This window comes from Autumnicola edwardsiae (assembly GCF_031846505.1).
Classification (GTDB): Bacteria; Bacteroidota; Bacteroidia; order Flavobacteriales; family Flavobacteriaceae; genus Autumnicola; species Autumnicola edwardsiae.
In genome coordinates this window covers 14817-38430 of record NZ_JAVRHP010000028.1, presented here as the reverse complement: position 1 = coordinate 38430, position 23614 = coordinate 14817, and the positions used below count along the sequence as shown (strand labels likewise).

At 39.4% G+C, this 23614-nt stretch carries 26 protein-coding genes; 14 read left to right on the top strand and 12 right to left on the bottom strand.

Annotation, left to right across the window (positions count from 1 at the left end; genetic code table 11):
* The 5 genes from RM529_RS07355 to RM529_RS07335 form a co-directional block, all read left to right on the top strand.
* The coding region (locus RM529_RS07355; RefSeq protein ID WP_311484122.1) for a ParB/RepB/Spo0J family partition protein at window positions 1-745 on the top strand (745 nt) is incomplete at its 5' end.
* On the top strand, window positions 735-1319 hold the full coding sequence (locus tag RM529_RS07350; RefSeq protein WP_311484120.1) for a DUF5683 domain-containing protein: 585 nt from the start codon (window positions 735-737) through the stop codon (window positions 1317-1319). The genes RM529_RS07355 and RM529_RS07350, both read left to right, overlap by 11 nt.
* Entirely contained in the window at window positions 1319-2032 is a 714-nt protein-coding gene (dapB, locus tag RM529_RS07345; protein ID WP_311484117.1) for a 4-hydroxy-tetrahydrodipicolinate reductase, read from the top strand. Before RM529_RS07350 ends, dapB begins: the two co-directional genes overlap by 1 nt.
* A 58-nt stretch (window positions 2033-2090) precedes the next feature.
* Window positions 2091-3662 carry a signal peptidase I gene (lepB, locus tag RM529_RS07340; RefSeq protein ID WP_311484114.1) on the top strand — a complete coding sequence of 524 codons (1572 nt, stop codon included), beginning with the start codon at window positions 2091-2093 and terminating at the stop codon, window positions 3660-3662.
* Between the two features lie 7 nt (window positions 3663-3669).
* On the top strand, window positions 3670-4305 hold the full coding sequence (locus RM529_RS07335; RefSeq protein ID WP_311484112.1) for a WbqC family protein: 636 nt from the start codon (window positions 3670-3672) through the stop codon (window positions 4303-4305).
* A gap of 7 nt (window positions 4306-4312) precedes the next feature.
* On the opposite strand, the gene RM529_RS07330 is transcribed toward RM529_RS07335, so the two are convergent.
* From RM529_RS07330 to RM529_RS07300, 7 genes are all read right to left on the bottom strand, one after another.
* The gene (locus RM529_RS07330) at window positions 4313-5359 is read right to left on the bottom strand and encodes an endonuclease/exonuclease/phosphatase family protein (protein WP_311484110.1); all 1047 of its coding nucleotides are present in this window, start codon (window positions 5357-5359) and stop codon (window positions 4313-4315) included.
* Window positions 5360-6280, bottom strand: coding sequence for a rhomboid family intramembrane serine protease (locus RM529_RS07325; RefSeq protein ID WP_311484108.1), 921 nt, complete (start codon window positions 6278-6280; stop codon window positions 5360-5362). It lies immediately after the preceding gene.
* Complete coding sequence (locus RM529_RS07320) at window positions 6281-7042, bottom strand: rhomboid family intramembrane serine protease (RefSeq protein WP_311484107.1); 762 nt, start codon at window positions 7040-7042, stop codon at window positions 6281-6283. It abuts the gene before it with no gap.
* Window positions 7043-8899: a DNA mismatch repair endonuclease MutL gene (gene mutL / locus RM529_RS07315; RefSeq protein WP_311484106.1), complete on the bottom strand. Its 1857-nt coding sequence runs from the start codon at window positions 8897-8899 to the stop codon at window positions 7043-7045.
* Window positions 8900-9196, bottom strand: coding sequence for a hypothetical protein (locus tag RM529_RS07310; RefSeq protein WP_432264526.1), 297 nt, complete (start codon window positions 9194-9196; stop codon window positions 8900-8902). It abuts the gene before it with no gap.
* A 268-nt stretch (window positions 9197-9464) separates the two neighbouring features.
* Window positions 9465-9962, bottom strand: a complete 498-nt coding sequence (gene ribH, locus RM529_RS07305; protein WP_311484104.1) for a 6,7-dimethyl-8-ribityllumazine synthase — start codon at window positions 9960-9962, stop codon at window positions 9465-9467.
* Window positions 9963-9969: 7 nt separating this feature from the next.
* Window positions 9970-10740, bottom strand: coding sequence for a tetratricopeptide repeat protein (locus RM529_RS07300; RefSeq protein WP_311484103.1), 771 nt, complete (start codon window positions 10738-10740; stop codon window positions 9970-9972).
* Window positions 10741-10885: 145 nt separating this feature from the next.
* Here RM529_RS07300 and recF point away from each other — a divergent pair, with 145 nt between their 5' ends.
* From recF to RM529_RS07280, 4 genes are all read left to right on the top strand, one after another.
* Window positions 10886-11965, top strand: coding sequence for a DNA replication/repair protein RecF (gene recF, locus RM529_RS07295; RefSeq protein WP_311484102.1), 1080 nt, complete (start codon window positions 10886-10888; stop codon window positions 11963-11965).
* Window positions 11962-12402 carry a hypothetical protein gene (locus tag RM529_RS07290; RefSeq protein ID WP_311484101.1) on the top strand — a complete coding sequence of 147 codons (441 nt, stop codon included), beginning with the start codon at window positions 11962-11964 and terminating at the stop codon, window positions 12400-12402. Before recF ends, RM529_RS07290 begins: the two co-directional genes overlap by 4 nt.
* On the top strand, window positions 12383-12679 hold the full coding sequence (locus RM529_RS07285) for a DciA family protein (RefSeq protein WP_311484100.1): 297 nt from the start codon (window positions 12383-12385) through the stop codon (window positions 12677-12679). Before RM529_RS07290 ends, RM529_RS07285 begins: the two co-directional genes overlap by 20 nt.
* Before the next feature lie 278 nt (window positions 12680-12957).
* Window positions 12958-13587 (top strand): protein-L-isoaspartate(D-aspartate) O-methyltransferase, encoded by a 630-nt coding sequence (locus RM529_RS07280; RefSeq protein ID WP_311484099.1) that lies wholly within the window; start codon window positions 12958-12960, stop codon window positions 13585-13587.
* 141 nt (window positions 13588-13728) lie between these two features.
* Here the strand turns inward: RM529_RS07280 and RM529_RS07275 are convergent, their stop codons facing one another.
* From RM529_RS07275 to RM529_RS07265, 3 genes are all read right to left on the bottom strand, one after another.
* Window positions 13729-14574, bottom strand: coding sequence for a ferritin-like domain-containing protein (locus RM529_RS07275; protein WP_311484098.1), 846 nt, complete (start codon window positions 14572-14574; stop codon window positions 13729-13731).
* Between the two features lie 26 nt (window positions 14575-14600).
* Window positions 14601-15365: a ferritin-like domain-containing protein gene (locus tag RM529_RS07270; protein ID WP_311484097.1), complete on the bottom strand. Its 765-nt coding sequence runs from the start codon at window positions 15363-15365 to the stop codon at window positions 14601-14603.
* 390 nt (window positions 15366-15755) lie between these two features.
* Window positions 15756-16175, bottom strand: a complete 420-nt coding sequence (locus tag RM529_RS07265; protein ID WP_311484096.1) for a nucleoside-diphosphate kinase — start codon at window positions 16173-16175, stop codon at window positions 15756-15758.
* A gap of 251 nt (window positions 16176-16426) precedes the next feature.
* Between RM529_RS07265 and RM529_RS07260 the strand changes: the two genes are divergently transcribed.
* The 3 genes from RM529_RS07260 to RM529_RS07250 are packed head-to-tail and all read left to right on the top strand — an operon-like array spanning window position 16427 to window position 19122.
* Window positions 16427-17443, top strand: a complete 1017-nt coding sequence (locus RM529_RS07260) for a DHH family phosphoesterase (RefSeq protein ID WP_311484127.1) — start codon at window positions 16427-16429, stop codon at window positions 17441-17443.
* Complete coding sequence (gene gldI, locus RM529_RS07255) at window positions 17440-18000, top strand: gliding motility-associated peptidyl-prolyl isomerase GldI (protein WP_311484095.1); 561 nt, start codon at window positions 17440-17442, stop codon at window positions 17998-18000. Before RM529_RS07260 ends, gldI begins: the two co-directional genes overlap by 4 nt.
* Before the next feature lie 3 nt (window positions 18001-18003).
* Window positions 18004-19122 (top strand): peptidylprolyl isomerase, encoded by a 1119-nt coding sequence (locus RM529_RS07250; RefSeq protein ID WP_311484094.1) that lies wholly within the window; start codon window positions 18004-18006, stop codon window positions 19120-19122.
* A 126-nt stretch (window positions 19123-19248) separates the two neighbouring features.
* Here RM529_RS07250 and RM529_RS07245 read toward each other — a convergent pair whose 3' ends face one another.
* Window positions 19249-20709 carry an aminoacyl-histidine dipeptidase gene (locus tag RM529_RS07245; protein WP_311484093.1) on the bottom strand — a complete coding sequence of 487 codons (1461 nt, stop codon included), beginning with the start codon at window positions 20707-20709 and terminating at the stop codon, window positions 19249-19251.
* An 89-nt stretch (window positions 20710-20798) separates the two neighbouring features.
* On the opposite strand from RM529_RS07245, the gene RM529_RS07240 reads away from it, so the two are divergent.
* Complete coding sequence (locus tag RM529_RS07240) at window positions 20799-21872, top strand: DUF3810 domain-containing protein (protein WP_311484092.1); 1074 nt, start codon at window positions 20799-20801, stop codon at window positions 21870-21872.
* Between the two features lie 133 nt (window positions 21873-22005).
* Here RM529_RS07240 and RM529_RS07235 read toward each other — a convergent pair whose 3' ends face one another.
* Window positions 22006-22464 (bottom strand): hypothetical protein, encoded by a 459-nt coding sequence (locus RM529_RS07235; RefSeq protein ID WP_311484091.1) that lies wholly within the window; start codon window positions 22462-22464, stop codon window positions 22006-22008.
* A gap of 284 nt (window positions 22465-22748) precedes the next feature.
* Here RM529_RS07235 and RM529_RS07230 point away from each other — a divergent pair, with 284 nt between their 5' ends.
* A complete protein-coding gene (locus tag RM529_RS07230; RefSeq protein ID WP_311484090.1) occupies window positions 22749-23558 on the top strand; it encodes a TrmH family RNA methyltransferase in 810 nt (269 codons plus the stop codon).
* Window positions 23559-23614: the final 56 nt, after the last annotated feature.

Genomic DNA, 23614 nt, shown 5'->3' with positions numbered 1-23614 from the left:
GCCAAGAACCAGTTTTAATGAAGAATCCTTAAAAGAACTTGCCTCTTCCATAAAAGAACTAGGGGTAATCCAGCCCATTACAGTGCGGAAGCTGGAATTTGACAAATATCAGCTTGTATCTGGTGAGCGGAGATATCGCGCCTCCAAACTGATTGGTCTTGAAACCATTCCGGCTTATATTCGCATTGCCGACGACCAGGAATCTCTGGAAATGGCATTGGTAGAAAATATTCAGCGACAAGATTTAGATCCTATCGAGATTGCACTCTCCTACCAGCGATTAATGGACGAGATTAGTCTTACGCAAGAGCAGCTAAGTGATCGTGTGGGAAAGAACAGGTCGACAATTGCCAATTATCTCAGGCTACTTAAACTGGACCCCATAATCCAAACGGGAATGCGTGATGGCTTTGTAACGATGGGACATGGACGCGCTTTAATTAATGTTGACGATCCGCAATTACAACTAAATATTTACGAGAAGATTCTTCAGAAGTCGTTATCTGTAAGAGATACCGAAAAACTGGTAAGGGAAATGCAGGAGGGAAACACTAAGAGTAAAAATGCTCCTCAATCTACTTCTATCGCTACTGCTTACAGAAAAGGAGTCAAGGAATTTTCAGAATATCTGGGTGCTAAGGTAGATGTAAAAGTTACTAAAAAAGGCAGTGGAAAACTTACCATTCCCTTTAAGTCTGAAGAAGATTTTGAACGCATTAAAAAGCTCATCCAAAGTGAAGATTAAAACGTTCATTTTAACCGGAGCTTTTTTCCTGATGTTTTCCGCAATTACTTTTGCCCAGGAAGATTCGCTTGTTGTTGGACGTAGAGGCCTTACAGAAACTCCTCTGCCAGATCCTGGAGATTATGAACCATATAACCCCCTGGCACCCGCAAAGGCTGCTTTTTACTCAGCAATTTTACCCGGGTTGGGCCAGGCATATAATGGCCGCTACTGGAAAATTCCCATTGCGTATGCGGGATTGGGAATCGGTGTCTACTTTTATATAGACAATGACAAGCAATACGACAGGTACAGAGATGCTTACAAAGACCGGCTTGCGGGAAGGGTGGATGAGTTTGCAGGAAGAATTTCCCTGGACAGGCTGGTAGATGCACAACAATTTTATCAGCGTAATAAAGAAATTTCCATACTGGTAACAGCCGGCATTTATATCCTTAACATAATAGATGCGAATGTGGACGCCCACCTTCAACAGTTTAACGTAAGTGAAGATCTTTCTTTTAAACCAAAGATGGATTTTGACAGCCTTACAGGAAAAACAAATTACGGATTATCTTTAAATCTTGAATTTTAATGAAAATAGCACTTTTAGGTTACGGAAAAATGGGAAAAGCAATTGAAGAAATTGCTGTTAACAGAGGGCATGAGATTGTGCTAAGGGTTTCCGAAGACATAGAAGCTTACAACTTTGACGGATTAGAAATAGATGCGGCAATAGACTTTAGTATTCCAAAAGCAGCTTATAAGAATATTACAACAGCTTTTAAACATAAAGTTCCTGTAGTTTGCGGAACAACGGGATGGCTGGACGATTATGATAAAGCAACGGAACTGTGTAAAAAAGAGGATACAGCTTTTATTTATGCTTCCAATTTTAGCCTGGGGGTAAACGTATTTTTCGAGCTTAACAAGAAGCTTGCACATATGATGAAAGGTCTGGACGATTATGCAGTAGAAATAGAAGAGATCCATCACACAGAAAAACTTGATGCTCCCAGTGGCACAGCCATAAGCCTTGCACAGCAAATTATTGCTGAAAACCCAAACAAAAAAGGCTGGCAGCTGGATCATGCAGACAAGGATGAAGTACCGGTATATGCTAAACGAATAACAGACGTTCCAGGCACCCATACCGTTTCCTATAAGTCTAAAATTGATACGATAGAAATTATGCACATGGCAAATTCCAGGCAGGGCTTTGCACTTGGAGCAGTAATTGCTGCCGAATGGATCAAGGATAAAAAAGGCATCTTTACAATGAGAGATGTGCTTTCAAGCCTTTTCTAATAATTTTTTAGTAACAATTCTGTTTAGTAGCACACCTATAACAGCAAACAATTAAGTTATGACGTTTACAGAATGGTTTCTGTTTTTTCTTTTTATCCAGGTAATTCACTTTTTGGGAACCTGGAAACTTTATATAAAAGCCGGAAGACAGGCATGGGAAGCTGCAATTCCTGTTTACAATGCGGTAATATTAATGAAGATCATTAATCGCCCTTGGTGGTGGGTTATTTTACTTTTTATTCCTGTTGTAAACCTTATCATGTTTCCTGTAATTTGGGTGGAAACCGTAAGAAGTTTTGGACGTCACTCTACTGCAGATACCTGGCTGGCAATATTAACATTAGGATTCTATATTTATTATATTAATTATGCTACTGATGTTTCCTATATTCAGGACAGAAGTCTAAAACCCCGAACTGCAACCGGAGAATGGGTCAGTTCTATCCTTTTTGCTGTTATTGCCGCTACTATAGTGCATACTTACGTGATGCAACCATTTACTATCCCCACATCTTCTCTCGAAAAGACATTGCTGGTGGGAGATTTTCTTTTTGTAAGTAAATTCCATTACGGTGCCAGAGTACCAAAAACAGCTGTAGCTTTTCCTATGGTCCATGATACTATCCCTTACTTTGGAATAAAATCATATCTCAACAAACCTCAGATCCCTTATATGCGCCTGCCGGCCTTTGAAGAGATCGAAAGGAACGATATTGTGGTTTTCAACTGGCCGGTGGATACGGTAAGGCAGTTTTTTGACCGCTCCAACCGACACTATGATAAACCAATAGACAAGAAATCGAATTATGTAAAGCGTGCCGTTGGTGTTCCCGGTGATTCTTTGAGCATTGTAGATGGAAGAATTCATATTAACGGTGAGCGTTTACAACTTCCCGGTCGCGCAAAAGTACAATACACCTATTTTGGGCAAACAAAAGGGCAGGGTTTTAGCCCGCAATACATGTATCAGGAACTGGATATTACCGATGGCTACAGTTATGATCCTAACACAAATAACTTCGTCATTAGATCGCTCACAGAGGAAGGTTTTCAAAGACTGAAGAACCATCCTAATGTTGCTTCCATTGAGCGATATGTGGATTCCGCAGGAACAAAGCTTTCTTCTATTTTTCCGAACAATAATAAGCTTAACTGGAATTCGGATAACATGGGTCCTGTATATATTCCGAAGGAGGGCGTTACCGTTGAAATTAATCAACAAACAATGCCATTCTACAAACGGATTATAGAAACTTATGAAGGCCTGGAAATGGAGCAGGATAATGTTCTTACCCTAAACGGAAATCGGGTTTTTCTAAATGGAGAAGAAATTAACTCCTATACATTCAGACAAAATTATTACTGGATGATGGGAGATAACCGAAATAACAGTGAAGACAGCAGGTACTGGGGATTTGTCCCGGAAAACCATGTGGTTGGAAAACCGGTCTTTATTTGGTTTAGCTGGGATTCCAACGCTTCAGGAATTATGAATAAGATTAGATGGGAGCGGGTTTTCACCACGGTACGCGGACAGGGAACTCCAATTTCTTACCTGCCATATGCTCTTATGATCGTGGTAGTTTTAATTGCCTTTAATTATTTCAGAAAACGAAGAAATAATTCCTAAGAAAAGCATGGAGATCCTTTTGCATCCTGTATATTTTGGTCCGGTTTCCCAGTACGTCCAACTAGTTAAGGCTGATAAAGTGACCTTTGAGAATGAGGACAACTATCAGAAGCAAACGTATCGCAACAGGATGTATATCTACGACTCCAATGGTAAATTGCTGCTGAATATCCCGATAAAACATTCCTCTTCATTAGGATTGGGCACTAAAGGGAGTAAACATCAAAAATATAAGGATATTCTTATTGCAAATGATTTTGAATGGCAGAAACAGCATTGGAGGGCTCTAAAAGCTTCTTACCAGACTTCTCCTTTTTTCGAATTTTACGAAGATGAGCTGCATCCACTGTACCACAAGGAATTTAAGTACTTATTGGACTTTAATTATGCATGCCTGGAATTTGTGCTGGAGAGCCTTCAACTGGAAATTGAAATTCAAAAGACTTCAGAATATATTTTACATCCAAAAGATATTTACGATTTCCGTAGTCTTGTTGATGCAAAATCTAAAACGAATTTCAGCAATACCCGCTATCCTCAGGTTTTTGAACCCAAATATGGCTTCATCCCAAATTTGTCAATTATCGACCTTCTGTTTAATGAAGGGCCAAATAGTTTGGCATATTTAGAAGCGGAAGAATAAAAAGAGTTTATTCCGAAAATAAAGACAGCGTGGCCTTTACGGGAAAGTGATCGGAAAAGAAAACTTCAGTCGTTTCGAAAGATAAAACTTCTATAGACTCATCGGGAAGTATAAAATCAATCCTTAAGGGAAAATAATCGAAATCAAACGTTCTTCCGAAGCCGCTACCTGCTTCTTTATAAGCATCGTTTAACCCAAAACCTTCAGAACGAAGCTTTCGGTAAATATAAGAATAAGCGGTATTATTAAAATCGCCCATAACTATAACTTTATATGGCGTGTTTCTAATTACCTCCAGCACCAGCTCTACCTGTTCCTGCTGAATAGCAAAGGTTTGTCCCATACCCAAAAACACCCTTTTTGAGCTTTCTTTTTCGATATTCCCGATATCTGGTTTTACACTGAAAGATTGAAGATGTATATTGATTACACGCAGCGTATCGTTTTTAACCACAATATCTGCATAAACTCCGTTATTATTACTGGAAGAGTCAAAATTGAGAGAGACAGTATTTATAATCGGATATTTGGAAAAAACAGCTAATCCAAATTCTGCACTCTCGGTTTTCAGTTTAATATATTTGTACGGAAATTGCTTGGCAACCTCTATCTCTCCGTTATAATATTCCTGAAAAGCCACAATATCAGGATCTTCGCCTGCAATAAAAGAGGTGATATTTTTTGGCACATTTTCCCTCTCCTCGGGAGTACTGAGGTATTGACTAAAATGCCTGACGTTATAGCTCATAACCTCCAGGCCTTCAGCTTCGCCATTCTCTTCAGAAGCTTCAAATTCATAAATGGAAGTCACATGATTAAAGCCCAGTAAAAGGGTAATCACTGGCAGCCAAATCTGTTTTTTCAGCTTTACTAACCAGTAAACCAGAAAAGCTGCATTAATCATAATGAGCAGAGGTACACCCAGGCTTAAGACAGATAGCAGGGCAAACTTGTTGGGAGGAATAAAAGGCAAAAGATAGGAAAACAGCAAAGCCGCTGCGAGGAGCGAATTTAAAAGAAAAATGAATTTATCAAACCAATTTAGATTCTTCATTTAATCATCTTTTCCAGCCTGAAAAAGGAAATCTTTTTCTGCTTTGCTAAGGCTGTCATAGCCACTTTTACTAATCTTGTCCAGGATAGCATCAATTCTTTTCTGTTTTTCGTCCTTATTTAGATGTCCAGAGCGTTTACGTGAACCAGAGGATGATGATCTTGCTGCAGACTTTTTGGTGGTGGTCCTGTGTACGGTTTTCATCCTGGCCTTCTTCTCCCTGGGTTTGAACAGATTTACAAAGCTGTCCATAATTTTTTCAAACCAGCTCCCAATGTCATTGCCTTTCTGCAACTGGGTAGTATAAATATAACCCAGCATAGCTCCTCCCAGGTGCGCCAGGTGACCACCCGCATTACCCATGGGGATCTGGATAACATCCAGGGCAACTAAAAATGCCGCGATCCACCAGAATTTTATACTGCCAAGAATAAGCAGTCTCACACGCATATTGGGAACATGCGATGCTATCCCTACTAAAACTGCCATAACACCTGCTGAAGCTCCCATGAGATAAGATCTTGCTGTACCCTGAAAAGCCGGAAACAGATTATAACTAAGCATATAAATGAGCGCACCCACTATAACTCCCAGGAAATAATAATTCAGGAGCTTTTTTGGGGAAAAGAAATTTAAAAAATAAATCCCCGAAAAATAGAGGATAAGCATATTTCCCAGGATATGCCAAATCCCGCTGTGGAGAAAAGAATAGGTGATGATCGTCCATGGCTTAAAAAGAAATTCTCCAGCTTCCTTGGGAAATGCAAACCATTCTACCAGGAAATCTGAAGGTATCTGAAATAAGTAAGTAATTGTCCTGAAAAGAAAGAACAACAAGAAAACCACCACATTTACAGCAATAAGTTTCTCTGTAACCGTAGCGGTCTGTATCTTATATTTAAACTTATCTGATGGCCTCATCTAATCCCAGCGGTTTTGATTAAACTGATTCTTTCTCCAGTACCATATCATTATAAACCCGAACAAAGCACCTCCCACGTGCGCAAAATGTGCAATGCCTCCTCCAAACAGAGAATAACCTGTAAAGCCGGAAAACAGGTCCAGCGCGATTAAACCAGGAATAAAATATTTTGCCTTGATAGGAACCGGAACAAAAAGTAAAAACAGTTCCACATTGGGAAACATCATCCCAAAGGCTACCAAAATACCATAAATTGCACCCGAAGCGCCAACGGCAGAACTTGAGTAGGCTTCCATCATTGCACTTATGGCACCCTGATCCACCCCTTTTGGAATTCCGTATTGACTTGTACGCATAATACTGTCAAAAGAACTAGTTAGCCATTCATTAATTTCTCCTGAACTGTAGCCTGCATCAAGCAATTCATTAAAGCCGTTTTGATACGCAAGATAATTTACCAAAGTATGTAAAATAATCGCACCTAAACCAGAAGAGAAATAGAAGAAAAGAAACTTTTTTTGTCCCAGCATTTGCTCTATGGGGCTACCAAAAGCCCAAAGCGCATACATATTAAAAAGGATGTGCATAAAGCTGCCATGCATAAACATATGCGTAACTAACTGCCATACTTCAAAATTCTCGTTTTTAAAAAACCATAGCGCAAAGAGCTGAATACTATAATTACCAAGAAGCTGACTGCCGATAAAAACCAGGACATTAATGATCAGCAATACTTTTACAGTTTCGGTAATTCTTCCCATTTAAGTAAATTTTTTCTCTAGTTCGTCTACTGTCAATGTGATAAATATTGACTTATTGAAAGGGGTTAAACTTGGTTCTTTGCAGGCAAATAATCGATTAGCAATATGCTGTTGTTCAGTGTTATTAAGGGCAGTGCCCGATTTTACAGCCATACTTTTGGCCATCGACTTTGCCAAAAGGTCTGTTTGCGAAAATCCGTTATCCGGAACATCATTTTCAAAATCTGAAAACAATTGCTCCAGGAGCATTCCCACTTCGCTTTCGGCAATTAGCGTAGGAATTCCTGTAATCTCGACTGCATCCTTTTCTATTTCTGAAAATATAAAGCCTGTCTGCTCCAGCGAGTCTTTAATCTCTTTAAGCATCCCCACTTCGTGTGTACTAAACTGCAGTTTCAAAGGAAATAATAATTGCTGACTCACAGCTGCTGAAATTGTTATATTTTTCAGTAATTCTTCATAAAGTATTCTGCTATGTGCGCGGTTTTGATCAATAACCAAAATTCCGCTTTTAAGGGTACTCACAATATACTTCTTGTGCAGCTGAAAGGTGGACGCTTCAGGTTTTTCTTCCCGGGCATCAAAGAGGCTTCCTGTAACTTCTTCGCTTTCAAATTCTACCTGACCAAGCCCGGCATTTCCGTTTTCCTCGTTTTCTACTCCTGAATAAAGACTTTCCCACGATGGACTGAATTCTTTTTTATATGAAGCCTTTCCCTGCGAATAGTTTGAAGCAGTTGTTCCTTCATTCTGAAACGGATTAAAATTACGGTCTACCTCTACACCGGGAGTTTCTGCATTTCTGTTTTTATAGGAATAAGGAGTATCCAGTTCGGCATCACGATCAAAATCAAGGACCGGCGCAACATTAAACTGTCCCAGGCTATGTTTTATGGCACTGCGCAGCATTGCGTAAAGCGAATGCTCATCATCAAACTTTATTTCGGTCTTGGTGGGATGGATATTTATATCTATACTTTTTGGATCTACCTGCAGATAAAGAAAGTAGCTGGGATAAGCTTTATCCTTTAATAAACCTTCAAAAGCAGCGACAACAGCGTGATTAAGGTACGGACTTTTGATAAATCGATCATTTACAAAAAAGAACTGCTCCCCCCGGCTGCGTTTCGCAAACTCGGGTTTTCCAACGAAGCCCGAAATTTTCACAATTTCGGTATCCTCATTCACCGGAACCAGCTTTTCATTAGTTTTTCCGCCGAAAATATTTGTGATACGCTGCCTGTAATTTGTATCAGGAAGCTGAAAAAGTTCACTCCCATTATGGTGAAGGGAAAAACTGATGTGGGGATGCGCCAGTGCTACCCGTTGAAATTCGTCGATAATATGCCGTAATTCCACTGCATCAGACTTTAAGAAATTTCTTCTGGCGGGAATGTTGTAAAAAAGGTTCTTTACGCAAAGAGATGTTCCCTGTGGATTAACACAAGGTTCCTGAGAGCTTATCGTACTGCCTTCAATTTTAATACAGGTCCCTACTTCCTCTTCTTCTGTTTTTGTTTTCAGTTCAACGTGTGCAATTGCCGCAATAGAAGCCAATGCCTCTCCCCTAAAACCTTTAGTCTTCAAGCTAAACAGATCTTCCGCCGCTTTAATTTTTGAAGTCGCGTGGCGCTCAAAACTCATCCTGGCATCGGTAAGGCTCATTCCTTTCCCGTCATCCACCACCTGGATCAGAGTTTTTCCTGCATCTTTTATTACGACCTGGATATGTGTCGCACCGGCATCTATAGCGTTCTCGAGTAATTCTTTAATGACTGATGCAGGACGTTGAACCACTTCTCCCGCGGCTATCTGGTTCGCTACGTGATCTGGTAAAAGTTGAATAAAATCGGCCATTTAACGTGCATTCGAAAAAATCGACAAATCGAAATCTATAATCCAAAGAAATATAAAAACCAGAACCAGTATAATATAAACAACTCTTTTATTGATTTCCCTGTTGCCCCGGGTCCTGCTGGATTTTCTGACTTCAGACCATTGGGATCCAAAATCTATAGCGTTTGTAGCTTCCTTGTACTTGTTGAATTTCGAATCAAAGTTGTAAATATTACCCGTCTCTTTCCCTTTATAATACCGGGGAGTGTAGTTATAGCGGGCGTTCTTCTTACTATTTAAAAAATTGACTTTCAAAATTTGGAAATTTATATGGTGGTACTTCAAATTTACTCAAAAAGCTCCTAAATTACGAGGCTATACTGAGTAAAATTAAAATTAGCAAGAATGATGCCGCTTCCTTAACAGTTGAAGGTTAAAAGTTTTAAAGCTTAAGGTTCCGAAGGCAGACGGTAAAAGGGTTTCAGGTTTAAAGTTTAAGGTTCTGAGTGGCCGTAGGAGGTTTCAGATTCATAGTTTATGGTTTATGGTTTATGGTTCAGTGCGTGTTTTTACTCTTCACTAATCATTAAAAACGGGCATCCTTCCGAAGCTGGGCCATTTTAATTGCTGCGATCGCAGCTTCTGTCCCCTTATTGCCATGCTTCCCACCAGAGCGATCTATAGCCTGCTGCATATTTTGGTCTGTTAAAACACAAAATATCACAGGAATATCATTCTGAACATTTAAATCTTTAATTCCCTGGGCCACACCTTCACAAACAAAATCAAAATGCTTTGTCTCACCCTGTATAACACTTCCTATGGCAATTATAGCATCAAGCATATCATAACTTTGCTGCATTTTTTTGCAACCGTAAATAAGTTCAAAACTTCCCGGAACATTCCAGCGAACAATTTTCTCATTAACCACACCGTGCTCCTTTAGTGCCTCAAAAGCACCCTTAAAGAGACCCTCCGTAATTTTCTCATTCCATTCTGAAACAACAATCCCAAACCGAAAATTAGTCGCGTTTGGGATTGTTGTTTTATCGTATTCTGACAGGTTATTTCCTTCAGTAGCCATAATGTAATTATTTCATTGCCTGAGCGCGGCCCATATGGATCGCCACCTGGTCTGCTTCAGGAGTATCGGGATATTCTTCCTTGATCCTGTTAAGGAACTCTTCTGCATCTTCAGCCTGGTTTAACTCCAAAGCTGTAATAGCTGCTTTCAGCAAGAATTTTGGGGTGGTGAATGAATTTGATCTCATAGAAGCAGCTTCAGCATAATAATCTAAAGCTTCTTCGGGCTGGTTCAACTGCATAAAAGCATCTCCTATCCCTCCCTTAGCAAGGGCCACGGTAATTTGATCATCTGCATTATAATCCTCAAGATAACCTATTGCTTCCTGGTAACTACCAGTACGTAAACTTGCAAATCCGGCATGGTATTTAGCGATGTTCGCTGCAGCTGTACCACTGTAGTTCTCTATGATTTCAGCAAAACCATATTTTCCTTCCCCGCCATTTAAAGACATTGTGTAAAGCGAATCGCTCTGTGCTCCAGTAGAATTAAGGGCGCGGGAAAAGTAACTTTGTGCCTGTGCCATCTCATTGGCTGCCTCGGCTTCTCTTGGTTCCTGTACAAACCGTTCATAGCCTAAATAGCCCAGGACAGCAATTATGGCCACACCTACTATAATGTAAATATATTTTTGGTTCTCGGCCACCCAGGTTTCTGTCCTGCCGGCACCTTCATCAAGAGAATTAAAAACTTCTGCTGTTGTAGATTCTTCCTCTACATGTTTTTTTTCTTCATCTTTATTCGAAGGTTTATAGCCTCTTTTCTTGTATGTTGCCATATCGTCTGTTTAATGCGTGGCAAAAATAGAATTTTTATTCAAAATTAAAAGAGAATTTATTTGTATTTTTTCGATATTTTCGGGTCATTCGCAGTGCGAAAAACTACAATTTTCATACTAAAAAATAGCTGATTTACAGTATTTTATGTTTTTAAGACAACTATCCTTACTCAATTACAAAAACCTGGATTCGGTTACATTTGAGTTTGATGCAAAGATTAATTGCCTGGTGGGACATAATGGCGTTGGGAAAACTAACGTTCTGGATAGTATTTATCACCTCTCCTTTGGAAAAAGCTATTTTAATCCTATCACCAGTCAGAATATTAACCATAATTCTGATTTTTTTGTTGTGGAAGGGGAGTTTGAGAAAAATAATAAGGAAGAGCATATTCTCGTAAGCGCCAAACGCGGACAAAAAAAGGTGATTAAGCGCAATAATAAGCCTTACGAGAAATTTAGTGATCATATCGGTTTTATTCCCACTGTTATTATTTCTCCCGCAGACAGGGATTTAATTATTGAAGGCAGTGACACCCGCAGGAAATTTATTGACGGCGTGATTTCCCAAAGCGATACTATTTACCTCAACTATCTTCTGCAATACAATAAGCTTATCTCGCAAAGGAATTCTTTACTTAAATATTTTGCGGCCAATAATTCGTTTGACCGCGATACGCTGGAGGTTTATAACATGCAGATTTCTGAACTTGGGCAGGATCTGTTCGAAAAACGGAAGAATTTTCTCTCGGAATTTATTCCGATTTTCAACAAAAGGTATGGCGATATTACCAACAATAGAGAACCTGTAAATATTAGTTATAAAAGTCAGTTATTCGATCAGGATTTAAGTAAATTACTGGAAGATAACCTTCAAAAGGACATGGCGCTGCAGTACACCAGCGTCGGCATTCATAAAGATGATCTAAGTTTTGAGATTGAAGGACATCCTATTAAGAAATTTGGTTCCCAGGGGCAGCAAAAATCATTTTTAGTGGCCCTTAAGTTGGCGCAGTTCGATTTTATAAAAGCTATAAGAAAGGTAAATCCCATTTTACTTTTGGATGATATTTTTGATAAACTGGATGAGCAACGGGTTTCCCATATTGTTGCTTTGGTTGCCACTAATGAGCTTGGGCAGATATTTATTAGCGACACCCATGCAGACAGAACAGAAAAGGTGGTAAAAGAAAGTAACCAATCCTACAAAATATTTAAGCTTTGAAAAAAATTTGGTCGTTTTTACTCCTGGGGTTTGTGCTTTTAAGCTGTAAAAAGAAAGATCCAAAAGAGCAGCTGCAGTATCTTTCGGGATACTGGGAAATTGATAAAGTGGAATTTGCTGAAGACTCTGTAAAAGAATACTCTATGAGTCCATATATCGATTATATTGAGCTTCAACAAGAAAAAGGCTTTAGGAGAAAAGTAAAACCAAAATTTAACGGCACTTCTATTGTCGCCGGGACGACTGAAGAAATTAAAGCCATTGTAGAAAAGGACAGTTTACGGCTATACTACAAAACTCCCTATGCCACCTGGAAGGAGACTGTCATTTCTGCCGAAGAAGATAGAATGAGAATTCTAAATCCTGAAGGAGTTATTTACCATTACAATAAATACAAACCTATAAATGTCACCACAAATGAAGAAGCGGAGCAATGAAAATATGAGTATTAGTGAGGTGCTACAGGAATTTGTAGATCACAATAAGCTGCAAAAAGGACTGGATAAAGTGACAGTTAAGGATGTCTGGAATCAGCAAATGGGACCTGCCATTCAAAAATATACTACGGCCATAAAATTGGAAGGTTCTACCCTATACATACAGCTAAGCTCTTCTGTTTTACGTGAGGAATTGAGCTATGGAAAGGAAAAAATTGTCAAAATGCTAAATAAAGAACTTGGGCGGGAGCTTGTGAAAAAGCTGGTACTTCGTTAGACTTAAAACTTAAAATGATAACAATCATTAAGGAGCAAAAAGTCAGATTTATTGTGAAAAAATAGTTGAAAAGTTTATAAGAACCAATACCACGGCTACTAATACTTTTACTTAAAAATCTACAGGAAAAATTTCTAAGCCCTGGTAATTAAGTCATTTTTTGAAATTCAGAATAAGCTTGCAGGCCTATTTTGATCATAAAGTAATACCGGAAGATTCCTCAGGTAAACCATGTAGATTTCTTATCTTTAAGTAATTCCTTTTCCAAAAATCAAAAGATGAATACTTCAAAAGAAGAAATGATTAGACTGCAACTGGAGAAAAGAGGCATCTATAATCCGCAGGTACTTCAGGCCATGAGTGAAATAGACAGAATTGATTTTATTCCTGATGACATGAAGCACAAAGCTTATGATGACGGGCCGCTGCCAATTGGAAAAGGACAAACGATAAGTCAACCTTACATTGTTGCCTATATGGCACAGCACCTGCAACTGCAGCCTCATGAAAAAGTACTGGAAATTGGCACAGGTTGTGGCTATAATGCCGCTGTACTTTCAAAGTTGGCAAAAGAAATTTACAGTATAGAAATTATTGAATGGCTACATAAGTTTGCTGTCAAGAACCTTAATAATTCTGGTGTAAAAAATATCCACACCCGCAATGCTGACGGTTATAAAGGCTGGCCTGAAAATGCTCCTTTTGATGCTATTATTCTTACCGCAGCCCCGCCCGAAGTACCACAAACCTTAAAAGAACAGCTTAAAATTGGCGGCCGGCTATTGGCTCCTGTAGGTCGAAGATCTCAGGAACTGGTGCTTATTACAAGGACCGGAGAGAATACTTATAAAGAAAAGATCCTTTTGCTCGTAAACTTTGTACCCATGACTGGAAAAGCCCGGAAATAAAAGAAGGGACAGAAAACTGTAAAATCGGGAATGATTTTTTTTTGGCTTACAATTTTACTTTTAGGGAATATTGCCGTTTATGAAAAAATACTTTCCCGGGGGAGAAAGTATTTCTTTAAGTGTGAACTTAATTATATCTTACTAAAAAGACGGACACTTATCACAACTGTCAAAAAACAAACTGGCAATTTGAATTGCAACCTCTCCGGAGATTGGCTCATCATAAGCCTGCGAAATAGAGACTGCATCAAAATTTGTGACAGTAGTTAGATCTAATCCCGCCTGGACAACATTTTGTTCCCCGTCATAAACAGGTTGTGTAACAGCAGGCATACCAGGTCCTCTGTTATCCAATGTTATCCACGGAAGAAGGTTCTCATTAAGGGGATCACCAAGAAAAGCAGCCCTTAATCTTCTCACTTCAGCAGCATGTCTCGCCTCTACAGAGTGGATACGCAGAGCAGGTTGCAAAAAGGCTGTACCCATTAAATTGGTTGCCTGTCCTTTATAAGCTCTTACGCCAGTATCTTCAAAAGCCTGAGCAAGAACAAGAAGCTGCGCATAAGCAGCATCATTGTTTGGATTAAAAGGATCGAACGCCCCACCCGCGGTAAAATCAAAATCGGGAGAATCAAATGCAGCATCGCCCAGCCCGGCCTTTAGAAAATTCACATGCGCAGTCTCATGTTTAGAAATTTGCATATAAACAGCCTCCGGTCTTCCTGAAGGCAATACACCCGAATCCAGTGCCTTTATATAAAAATCGGCTTCCAGGTACTCCAGGGTCAGGGCCAGTTGCAGAGCACTAATAGCTTCATTAGTTTGCGTTGCAGCCTTTGCTTTGCTGGTGGCAAGGCCAAAAGGTATTGCCGCTAAAGCTGCTTTTTTTCCCAAAGATCCAAAAGTTCCAAGCATTTGACGCCTAGAGGAGCTTTTCTCAACAAGGTCGTGCGAGGTAAATTCGTTTAAAAAGTTTAAAATATCCATAATACTATTTTTTTTTGTTGAAACAATTATCCGTTGGGAATGTTGTTATAGATTAATTCATTTTCTATAAAGCCGGTAGAAACCACGGTGTCTAACACATCCTTTGGTTCTGCTACAAGGTCCAGCCCGTTTTCATCTATAATATCATCACCCGCAAATTCTGTAAATCCCGGTAAGTAAATGGATCGTAAAGCTGAAGCGTGCCTGGCTTCTACTGAAACTATTTTTCCCGCAGCCACCAGGTATGCAGGATTTTCAATGAGATCTCCTGCCCCATTGTATGCTGAAACCCCTGTATCTTCCAAAACAATTGAAGTTCCCAAAACGGAATCTCGATCACTAAAGTCTATAGTACTAAAATCGAATTCTAAATCTGGCGCAACTTCCTCTGATGAAAATGTTGCACTTAAAACAGTTTTAAAGAATTCTCTATGGATTACTTCGTGAGCCTGAAGGTCTTCTAAATAAAGCTTTTCTACCGGATCGGCCGACTCCCAATAGGAACCTTCCAAGACCCTGGTATAAAAGGCTGCTTCCAGCTGCTCCAGAATATAAGCGTAATTTAAAATAGCCAAATCTCCTGTTCCTAAATTAAAGGCATCCCCGCCGTTGGCGTCTCTTCCAAGAATATCTTCTTGTTGGGACAATTCTTCCTCACTACAGGAATAAAGTAATAAACTACCTCCGGCAAGAGCCAGGCCTCCCAGTTTCAAAAATTTGCGGCGGGACGCACTGCCTCCATTTGGTGTAACATCAGAATGCCGCACCTTAATAATTGGTCTTTTCATCATTAATAAATTAGAATGGTTAATAAATATCGGGGGGGAATATAAATATACATGCTGAGCGGGGGAGAAAATCCTCTACAACTGTTAAATATTTATTAAATACACATAAAAAATAAAATTTCTCTACAAAATACTTCAAATTTTTGTGATTCCTACAATAATTAAAAGATTCACATAGTAGACAGGGACAAATTTAGAAGCTTTAATAAATGGTTTAGTAAAACTGACGAATTCTTGTTTAACCAATAGAAGGTCAAAAATTGGCAATTTTCGACCTTCATACATTCTCAGCTTCCTCCGGTTATTGGGATTTTCTTCTATAATTAAAAACTTTTCTGAATAAAAAAAAGCCACCGGTTTCCCGATGGCTTTCTTAAATATTTTATTCAGAAATTAAAACTTTTCCCTTCCGGCGAAATGAAAAGAGCCTTCAATTTCGGCATTTTCATCACTGTCACTTCCATGCACGGCATTCTCACCAATAGAAGCAGCATATTTCTTTCTAATAGTTCCTTCAGCAGCCTCCTCTGGGTTTGTAGCCCCAATAAGGGTTCTAAAATCTTCAACTGCATTCTCTTTTTCAAGAATAGCCGCAACTATAGGCCCGCGGGTCATAAATTCTACTAATTCTCCAAAGAAAGGACGCTCCTTGTGGATATCGTAGAATTTTTCAGCATCAGCTTTTGTCATTTGCGTAAGCTTCATTGCTACTATTCTAAACCCTGAAGCTGTGATTTGTTCTAAAATCGCACCAATATGCCCGTTTTCAACAGCATCTGGCTTTAGCATGGTAAACGTTTTATTTCCTGCCATTTTTGTTTTTTTAAAATTTGCTGCAAAAATAGGCAATTCACAACAATTACAAGGTCAAATCTCTTTTATATTGGCTAATGCTTTTTTAACCGCTATTATTTTTGGCAAATCTCCGGTATAATAAAGAGCTTGCTTCAGAAAAAGGCAGAAAAGAATAAATATAATGCTCATTTTTTGTTGCTTTGTTAAAATCAAAAAAAGAAGGTGCAATTATTAGTGAAATCTAATTAATGGTATCTTTACAACCAGGTATGATTGAACAAAATATACTAGAAATAACCGCAGAGCTTTCAAGAGCCAGTAATATTGTTATTGTCCCGCACAAGGGGCCAGACGGGGACGCAATGGGTTCTACGCTGGCCTTATGGCACTTCCTCAAGGAAAAAGGTCACAATGCGCACGTAATCGCACCTAACGATTATCCACATTTTTTAAAATGGCTTCCTGGAAATGAAGAAGTGATAATTTACGAAAGCAATCAGGAAAAATCGAATAAATTAATTGAAGAGGCAGAAATAATCTTCACTCTGGATTTCAATACACTTTCACGCTCGGGCTTAATGTTTGAGCGGCTGGAGGAATCTGAAGCTATTTTTATCATGATCGACCATCACCAGGAACCTGCAAAATATGCTCATTACACCTATAGCGATGCGACTATGAGCTCTACCTGCCAGATGGTTTATCACTTTATAGAAAAACTACGGGCTGTTAAGAATATTACTCCTGAAATTGCCACCTGCCTCTACACCGGCATAATGACAGATACAGGTTCCTTCAGGTTTAGCTCTACCACCAGTGACACACATCGTGTGGTAGCAGATTTAATTGAAAAAGGAGCCGACAATTCCACCATTCATAATAACGTATTCGATACCAATTCTGAAAATGGATTGCAGTTGCTTGGTGTTGCCCTTCAGAATTTAAAAGTAAACCAACATCTCCGGACGGCCTATATCACGCTGTCCCAAGAAGAGCTTGACAGAAAAAATTTTCAAAAAGGAGATACAGAAGGTTTTGTGAATTACGGGCTGTCCCTTTCAGGAATAGTTTTTGCCGCAATTTTTATAGAACACCGGGCAGAAAATATGATAAAGATCTCATTTCGTTCTAAAGGAGACTTTTCTGTAAATGATTTTGCAAGAAAGCATTTTGATGGCGGCGGGCACACCAATGCGGCCGGAGGGAAAAGTGATTTGTCCCTTAATGACACTGTGGTAAGGTTTAACCAGATTCTGCCGGAATATACAAAGGAATTATCTTTATGAAACTGAAATTTTTGGCACTACTTGTATTTGTCCTGGCTTCGTGTAAATCTCCCGAAGCAAGGTACCCTGTAGCACAAAGATCCGGCTCTTACATTAATGAATCTGCACAACGCAACAGAGATTTACTTAATCAGGAAGAGGCAACGATCCAACAGCTTATCGAGCAGGATTCAACGAACGATTATATCACTTCCAGCAACGGTTTCTGGTATTATTACAATCAGAAATCAACAGATTCCACAAATACTACAACTGCGGAATTTGGTGATATTGTGGTTTTTGACTACAGCATTTCAAGTTTAGATGGCCAGCCCATTTATGCTGAAGGGGAAAAACCTACAAGAGAATATGCCATGGATCAGGAAAAGCTTTTTCGCGGCCTTAGGGAAGGACTCAAGTTAATGAAAGAAGGAGAAACAGTAACTTTTCTGTTTCCTTCTTTCCAGGCATTTGGATATTATGGCGACCAGGAGAGAATTGGGACCAACGTTCCGCTTAAAACAAAAGTAACTTTACATTCAATAGAAACCGAAACAGATAACGAAACCAATAATTAAAAAATGAAAAAACCGAACTTATTATTTTTATTTGCAATAGCACTTTCCCTTTTATCCTGTAATGAGGAGTATCCGGATTTAGAGGATGGACTGTATGCAGAATTTAACACTTCTAAAGGTCCTGTTGTTGCTGAACTTTATTTTGAACAAACTCCAATTACCGTGGGAAGTTTTGTTTCCCTTGCTGAAGGCGAGAATCCACAGGTGGACAGCACTTATAAGGACAAACCATTTTATGACGGAATTATCTTCCACCGTGTAATTGAAAGCTTCGTTATCCAGGGGGGAGATCCCACAGGAACCGGTTCAGGAGGGCCTGGTTACCGCTTTCCGGACGAAACTAATGACAGCCTTCGCCACGACGAAAAAGGAATACTTTCTATGGCCAATGCAGGGCCGGGAACAAATGGAAGTCAGTTTTTTATTACCCTGGCCCCTACTCCTAACCTTGACGGAAGACATACTGTTTTTGGTAAAGTAGTAAAAGGCCTTGATGTTGTTGAAGCTATTGGCCAGGTTGAAACCGGAGCAAGAGATAAACCTGTGGAAGATGTGGTGATAAATTCTGTGAATATCGTAAGAAAAGGAAAAGAAGCTAAAAATTTTGATGCTGCCGAAACCTTTGAAACCGGACTTCAGGACATAGAAGCTGAAAAACAGGAAGCTGCGAGAAAGATGGAAGAAGCCAAGGCTGCTACCGCACAAGAACTTCAAAACATTGAAGAACAGGCAGATTCACTGGACAGCGGACTTAAAATCTATTTTGAAGAAAAAGCTGATGGTGAAAAACCGGAAATTGGACAAACTGTAGGTGTTATATATGAAGGATACTTTACAGACGGTGGTTATTTTGATACCAACAACGAGGAACTTGCACAGGAATTAGGTGTTTTTAACGAGCAGCGTGCCGCGCAGGGAGGTTACGGCCCAATGTACATCAAGTACGGCCCAGATGCGCCTATGATCCCGGGCTTTAATGAAGCACTGCAACAAATGAGCGTTGGTGACCAGGCTGTGGTCTTTATACCAAGCCATCTGGCTTATGGAGAAAGAGGGCGTGGCCCCATTCCACCAAATACAGATCTTGTTTTCAGGATAGAAATTACTGATATTCAGGAATAGTAGATTTTTTCATTCATAAAAAAGAAGCCCCAATTCGGGGCTTCTTTGTTTTTAAAATCTCTCTAAGTACATTTTAACTACAGGTCGATAATTGCCATTTTCAGTACCTCGCTTAAAAGTTACTTATTATTTCTTCGGAATATTTTTCAGAACTTCCAGAACCAGCTTATAATATTTTTTTGCTGAAGAAATGCTTGCACGTTCATCTGGAGAATGTGCACCTCTTATTGTAGGTCCAAAAGAAACCATGTCCATTTGCGGATATTGATTTCCTATTATTCCACATTCCAATCCTGCATGGCAGGCTTCAACTTTGGCTTTTTCTCCATTAAGTTTTTCATAAGTCTTATCCACCACTTTCAATATTTCAGATTCCCTGTTTGGTGCCCAGCCGGGATATTCCCCAGAAAGTTTTACTTTGAATTTTGCAAGTTCAAAAGCAGCCTCCACACCGTTGGAAAGATCATTTCGGGAAGATTCTACAGACGATCTTGTAAGGCAGTTCACTTCTATTCTACCCTCTTCAACAGAAATTCGTGCTATATTATTGGATGCTTCCACCAACCCTTCAATTTCAGGGCTCATTCTATACACACCATTGTGTGCCGTAGAAACCGCTTTCAGTAAATCCTGCTGATCTTCAACTTTCATTACCTGCTCCGGCACGTCAGCTTCAGAAATACTTATCTCCAGGTTTGGCTCCAGGCTTTTATATTCTGCTTTAATGTCATCGATCAACATCAGATTCTCATTGAGAAAAGTTTCTATATCAGATTTATCTACCACCACAACAGCTTCAGCCTCACGCGGAATGGCATTACGTAACCCGCCGCCTTTTAGTGTAGATAACCGTAACCCGTAGTCCCGAAAAGAATCATAAAGTACACGGGTAATCAATTTGTTTGCGTTCCCAAGACCTTTGTCGATATCCATACCGGAATGTCCTCCTTTCAGCCCCTTTACGCTTATAAGGTAACCCACAGAATTCTCTGGCGTATGTTCCAGTTCATATTCCCTTACGGCGCTAATATCAATTCCCCCGGCACAACCTATTCCAATTTCATCATCTTCTTCGGTATCCAGGTTAAGCAGGATTTCTCCTTTCAGTAAATTTTGGTCAAGGCCTTTTGCCCCGGTCATTCCGGTTTCTTCATCTACAGTAAAAAGAGCTTCCAATGCCGGATGCTCAATTTCCTTACTCTCCAAAATTGACATTATTGTGGCCACACCAAGACCGTTATCGGCTCCAAGTGTGGTTCCTTTTGCCCGCACCCAGTCGCCGTCCACATACATGTCTATGCCCTGGGTGTCAAAATCGAATTTGGTATCGCTGTTTTTTTGGTGAACCATATCAAGATGGGATTGGAGTACTACGGTTTTTCTATCTTCCAATCCGGCAGTGGCAGGTTTCCTTATTACCACATTTCCGGTATCATCTACCAATGTTTCCAGGTTAAGGTTATTTCCGAAGTTTTTAATGAATTCTATTACCTGCTCTTCTTTCTTTGAAGCCCTTGGAACTTCATTCAGGTCTGCAAAATTTTTCCATAATTCATGAGGTTCTAAGTCTCTTATTTCTTCGTTCATAATCTTAATATTTTGGTATATTCACAAATGTATTGGTAATTGCTTAGGTTCGAAAATTTGAAAAGTTATAAAAATCGTAATATCAGTCTGTGAAGAGAAAAACAACTTTAGTTCTTGCTTTATTGCTACCCCTGCAGATCATCTTAATTAAAATTTTATCTGCTTACCCCCTCTTTATTGAAAAGTGGTACAGTAATTTTCTCTATCCTGAAATTTCCAGTATCATGAGGATTTCCCTGGGAATAGCACCTTTTTCCCTTGGCGACCTGCTTTATGGTTTTCTGGTAATTCTCTTAATACGGTGGATTGTCATCCGGATAAAAGAGCGCTTTCGTAACCCCAGGAAATGGCTGATAGAAGCTTTTGCGAGTCTATCTATAATATACGCCTGTTTTAACCTTTTTTGGGGTTATAATTATTACCGTTTGCCATTGCACCGCTCGCTGGAAATTGAAAATGAATACACTACAGAAAAGCTAATCACCCTCACCAAAAGCCTTATAGCCCGTTCTAACCAAATTCATGCTGAACTTGCTGAAAACGATTCGGTAAAAATTGAAATTCCCTATAACACGCGGCAGCTTTTTGATAAGACGATTGAAGGTTATGAGAGCGTAAGCACCGAATTCCCCGAACTTGCCTACAGCGGAGAAAGCCTGAAATCTTCTCTTTACAGTATGCCTTTGTCTTACATGGGCTTTAATGGATATCTTAATCCGCTTACCAATGAAGCACAGGTGAACACGTATATTGTGCCTTACAAAATCCCTACAACAGCCAGTCATGAACTTGGCCATCAGCTTGGATTTGCGAAAGAAAATGAAGCAAATTTTATAGCCTGCCTCGTCACAATGAACCATCCAGATCCTTATTTCAGATATTCAGGATTTACATTTGCGCTTCGTTATTGTCTACATGAATTATACCGGAGGGACAAGGCCCTTTCAGAAGAATTAATAGCAACAATGAATCCCGGAATTTTAGCGAATTACAGGGAAGTTGAAGAATTTTGGGTGGCACACAAAAATCCGTTTGAGCCAATGTTTCAGATCATCTACAACCGCTATCTGATCGTAAACAACCAATCTGAAGGTTTAAGGAGCTACAGTTATGTTGTTGCCTTGCTGGTTAATTATTTTGAAGATGTAGAAAACGAATTTTAATTTTTTGGCACCAGTGAACTAAAAGAATCACTAATCATTTTCTTTTATTTAAATCAGAAAAAGGGTGCCAAATAATTTTCAGCCTGCCAATAATTGACATTTTAAGACCATCATCCAAAAATAGCCCTAAATGCTAATCTGCGTCAAATTCCTCAGAATTAAGAACAACCTGTGTAGACGGAGTTATTGCATCCTGGCGATCTTCTGCCGTAATAAAAACCCGAATAGGCTTATAAGGTGTAACGGCACGTAGTTCACCGCTGTTCTTCCTGTTTATCCTTAAATTTCCAATATTGATCGTCCCGTGGCTCTCCGTTTCCATCCAGACTACATAATTTCTTCGGGCAGGAGTAAGTCTGTCGGGTTGCGCCATATTTTCTACGTCCAGTTCTAGTTCAAAGTTATTATTGTCGTTCTTCTCTACCTTAAGTTTTGCCTCGGCGGCAGGAACTACTTGAGAATTAGGGAAATTAATTGTACTGGAGCACGCACTTACAAGGATGGCCGCAAAAATGAAACTTAATATTCTAAAGCCCTCTTTTATCGGCAATTTACTTTTTGCTTTTTCTATTGTCATTACTTTTCTGTTCATTAAAACTTTTGTTTTTACTGAATTTATTTAATTGGGATATTTCTACAAGGTATTTTGCCTCCTGTAGTTATAGATTACGAGAGTCCTCCAACTTTTCACAAGGTGAAGCGGCAAATATTGATGACTCTCATTTGTTAAATTCAAAATTAGCCTTTTTCTTCATGACGCCAAAAATTTAGGCTTGCCCAAGCGCTTTAAAGCGTTATTTTTTAAACAACTTTAACCATTTTAACTTTAGATTCGGGATTGTGTAAGTCAGCAATCTCTTTTATTATCTTTGCTTTATGCACAAACAAATTTCGAGCTTACAAAATGCTGCAGTGAAACATCTTCTTCAGTTACAGGAAAAATCCCGGAACAGGAGAAAAGAAGGGCTTTTTACGGTGGAAGGAATGCGGGAAATCCGGTTGGGAATAAAAGGCGGTTTTCAACTAACGGAAATCTATTTTCAGGCTGATTTAACTTCCGAAGAAGAAATAAAGTCAGTGTCCGAAAATGGTAATTTTCGACCTGAAGTGATCGAACTCTCCCCTGAAGTTTATAACAAACTCGCTTACCGCGGAAGTACAGAAGGTGTAATAGCAGTTTTTAGGTCCAGGAACTGTGCGTTGGAAGATTTAAAGTTTTCTTCAGAAAAACCATTGATACTTATTGCCGAAGCACCCGAAAAACCGGGCAATATTGGCGCTTTATTGAGGACAGCAGATGCTGCAAAGGTAGATGCGGTGATAATTGCCAATCCAAAGACCGATCTTTACAATCCAAATATCATAAGGTCCAGCGTGGGTTGTGTTTTTACAAATCAAGTTGCCACAGCTTCTACTTCTGAAATTATCGCCTTTTTAAAACGACAACATATTAAGATTTACGCCGCCGCCCTGCAATCTTCAAAAATTTACGCTGAAATTGACTTCAGGGAAAGTTCAGCAATTGTGGTAGGGACAGAAGCTACGGGGTTGAGCAGCGAATGGCTGGAAAATTCAGATCAAAACATTATAATTCCCATGAGTGGAGAAATAGATTCCATGAATGTTTCTGTTGCAGCAGGAATCCTGGTTTTCGAAGCAAAACGGCAGCGCGGATTTTCAAGTTAGACGGTAAGCTGTAGGCTGTAGGAATTTATACAATTAACTTGTTCAGGAAAGAATAC